At 73.1% G+C, this 2,670-nt stretch carries 4 protein-coding genes; 3 read left to right on the top strand and 1 reads right to left on the bottom strand.

Annotated features, from left to right (window positions below):
- From AB0M20_RS36945 to AB0M20_RS36935, 3 genes are all read left to right on the top strand, one after another.
- Positions 1 to 369 (top strand): permease (locus AB0M20_RS36945; RefSeq protein ID WP_364305372.1); only part of this gene is annotated, 369 nt, incomplete at its 5' end.
- Complete coding sequence (locus tag AB0M20_RS36940) at positions 366 to 1,061, top strand: TIGR03943 family protein (protein WP_364305370.1); 696 nt, start codon at positions 366 to 368, stop codon at positions 1,059 to 1,061. The genes AB0M20_RS36945 and AB0M20_RS36940, both read left to right, overlap by 4 nt.
- On the top strand, positions 1,022 to 2,125 hold the full coding sequence (locus AB0M20_RS36935) for a hypothetical protein (RefSeq protein ID WP_364305368.1): 1,104 nt from the start codon (positions 1,022 to 1,024) through the stop codon (positions 2,123 to 2,125). The genes AB0M20_RS36940 and AB0M20_RS36935 overlap by 40 nt, the downstream gene beginning before the upstream one ends.
- Here the strand turns inward: AB0M20_RS36935 and AB0M20_RS36930 are convergent.
- Positions 2,122 to 2,670 (bottom strand): alkaline phosphatase PhoX (locus AB0M20_RS36930; protein ID WP_364305367.1); only part of this gene is annotated, 549 nt, incomplete at its 5' end. The genes AB0M20_RS36935 and AB0M20_RS36930 overlap by 4 nt on opposite strands.

The following is a 2,670-nucleotide window of genomic DNA, read 5'->3' as shown; positions in this document are numbered from 1 at the left end:
CACGACGTCATGCACGCCGGCGGCTTCCTCGTGCTCGGGGCGGCGGCCGCCGCGAGCATCAACGTGCTGGTGCCGGACCGCTGGCTGCAATCCCTGGCCGGGCACGCGGTCCTGTCGGTGCTCGCGCTCGCGGTGCTGGCCGTGCTGCTGTCGATCTGCAGCGAGGCGGACGCATTCGTGGCCGCGTCGCTGTCCCAGTTCTCGCTGACCGCACGGCTGGTGTTCCTGGTGGTGGGTCCGATGGTGGACCTCAAGCTGATCGCGATGCAGTCCGGCGTGTTCGGCCGCCGGTTCGCCGCCCGGTTCGCACCGGCGACGTTCGTGGTCGCGGTCGTGGCCGGTGTCGCCACCGCTGGGGTGCTGCTGTGAACCGGCAGGCGCAGGCCGTGATCCTGCTGCTCTTCGGCGGCGCCATCGTCAAGGCCGGCGTCACCGACCTGTCGCTGCGCTACGTGAAGGAGGGCCTGCGGCCGTTCCTGGTGGGGGCCGGCCTGGTGCTGGTGGCGGCCGCGGTCGCCACCCTGTGGTACGAGCTGCGCCGTCCATTGAAAGAGGAGCACCATCACGAGCCGCGGGTCGGCTGGCTGCTGATCGTTCCCGTGCTCGGCCTCCTGCTCGTCGCCCCGCCCGCCCTCGGGTCGTACGCGGCCGAGCGGTCCGGCAGCGTGCTGACCGCGCAGAGCCAGTCCGACTACCCGCCGCTGCCGCCGGGCGACCCGGCGCCGATCTCGTTGCTCGACTACGCGTCGCGGGCCGTCTTCGACGAGGGCAAGAGCCTCGGCGGGCGGACGCTGCGGCTGGTCGGCTTCGTCACGCAGGGCGCGGACGGGCAGCCGATGCTCACCCGGATGGTGCTGTCCTGCTGCGCCGCCGACGGCCGCCCGATCAAGGTGGGCCTGATCGGCGACACGCCCGCCGGCCTCGCCCCCGACAGCTGGGTGCGGGTCGACGGCGTGTACACCCCCCGGACCGGCACCGACGAGATCAACGAGGCGAAGGTGCCGTACCTCGAGGTCAGGTCGTGGGAACAGATCGCGCCGCCGCGGAACCAGTACGAATGACGGCCCGGCGTACCCAGGTCGCGGTCCTGGTCCTGGCTCTCGCGGCGGCCGCCGCGCTGGTGTTCCGGTCGCAGCCCGCCCAGAAGGCCACGCCGGCCGGCCGGGCGGCGCTGACGACCGTGTGGCCACAGGCGCAGCGCGCCGACATCCCGGGCAACCTCGCGGACGGCCCGATCTTCCACCCGGGGATCTTCCTGGACGCCCGGACCGCGATCGGCACCGCGCCGGCGCCGTCCGGCGACCAGCAGCGGCTCCTCGTGCGCAACTCCGACGGCACCACCCGTGAGCTGCGCCGCCGGCCCATCGCCGGCAACCCGGTGTTCGACGCGTTCGCCACCGACGGCACCACGATCGCCTGGACCGAGTCGATCGACGGCGGCCGAACCGAGGTGTGGGCGGCCACGGTGACCGGGCCCGCCCGCCGGCTCACCGCCGACACCGGAAACGTGCTGACCTACGGCTCGCGCAACGACATGGTGATCGCCGGCGGTGCGGCGCACTGGGTCGCCGCCGTCGGTGACGCCGCGACCGAGATCCGGTCGGTGCCGCTGACCGGCGGCGAGGTGACCGTCCGCAAGGAGCCCGGCGTCTGGTCGCTGAGCACATGGCCGTGGCTGGTCGACGGCGCCGGCGACCGGACCGGCGCGACGCGGCTGCGCAACCCGGAAACCCTGCAGGAGACCGAGGTCAACACCAGCGGGGCGGAGCTGACCACGTGCAGCCCGGCGTGGTGCCGGGTCCTCGTCGTCACCGGCGAGGGCGTGGCCCGGATCGACGCCATGCGCCCGGACGGCAAGGACCGCCGCCGCATCGCGGGAAGCGAGGCGACGGCGGCCCTGACCGACGTGGCCGTGCTGGACCGGTTCGAGGTGCTGGCCGAGCCGCGGCCGGACTCCGACCTGACCGGCACCGAGGCCCTGGTGGTGCACGACCTCACGGCGAAGCGGACGGTCGAGCTGAGCGCCGCGGTCGACGGCGCCTTCAGCCGGGGCGGCGTGCTGTGGTGGTCGACCGGCGATCAGGACACCACCGTGTGGCACACCCTCGACCTCCGCACGGTCTAGCTGCCCACCGGGCCACCGTCCAGGCGCCAGGTGACCACCACGGCCGGCTTGGCGAAGTCGCCGTCCGGCCAGGTCGACGCCGGGTTCGCCACCGTCGCGCCGGTGATCTCGCCCGGGTGCTGGACCGCGGTGAAGACCGAGCGGTCGTCCTCGGTGAGAAACGGCCCGCACGTCTCCGCGCCCAGCGGCACCGTCAGGAACTGCCTCAGGTGGCCCCGGTCGGCACCCTCCAGCGGCACCGCGAACAAGCCGTCGTTGCTGCCCAGCGCGTTGCCGTCGGTGGAGATCCAGAGATTGCCGGCGGAGTCGAAGGCGACGTTGTCCGGGCAGGAGATCGGCGACACCTTCGTCTTGTCGAAGCCCGCGAAGTACGTCGACGGGTCGGCCGGGTCGCCGCAGACGATCGGCAGCGCCCAGGTGAAGGTCGTCCCGGTGTGGTCGTCGCCGTCCTCGGTGATCTCGAAGATGTGTCCGTGCTTGTTGGCGGCCCGCGGGTTGGCCTCGTCGACACCCGGGTTCGTGCCCACGCCCCGGTTGGTGTTGTT

Origin of the sequence: Actinoplanes sp. NPDC051633 (assembly GCF_040681735.1) — a bacterium.
Lineage (GTDB): Bacteria > Actinomycetota > Actinomycetes > Mycobacteriales > Micromonosporaceae > Actinoplanes.
The sequence above is the reverse complement of the archived record's forward strand: the minus strand, read 5'-3'. Positions and strand labels throughout refer to the sequence as shown.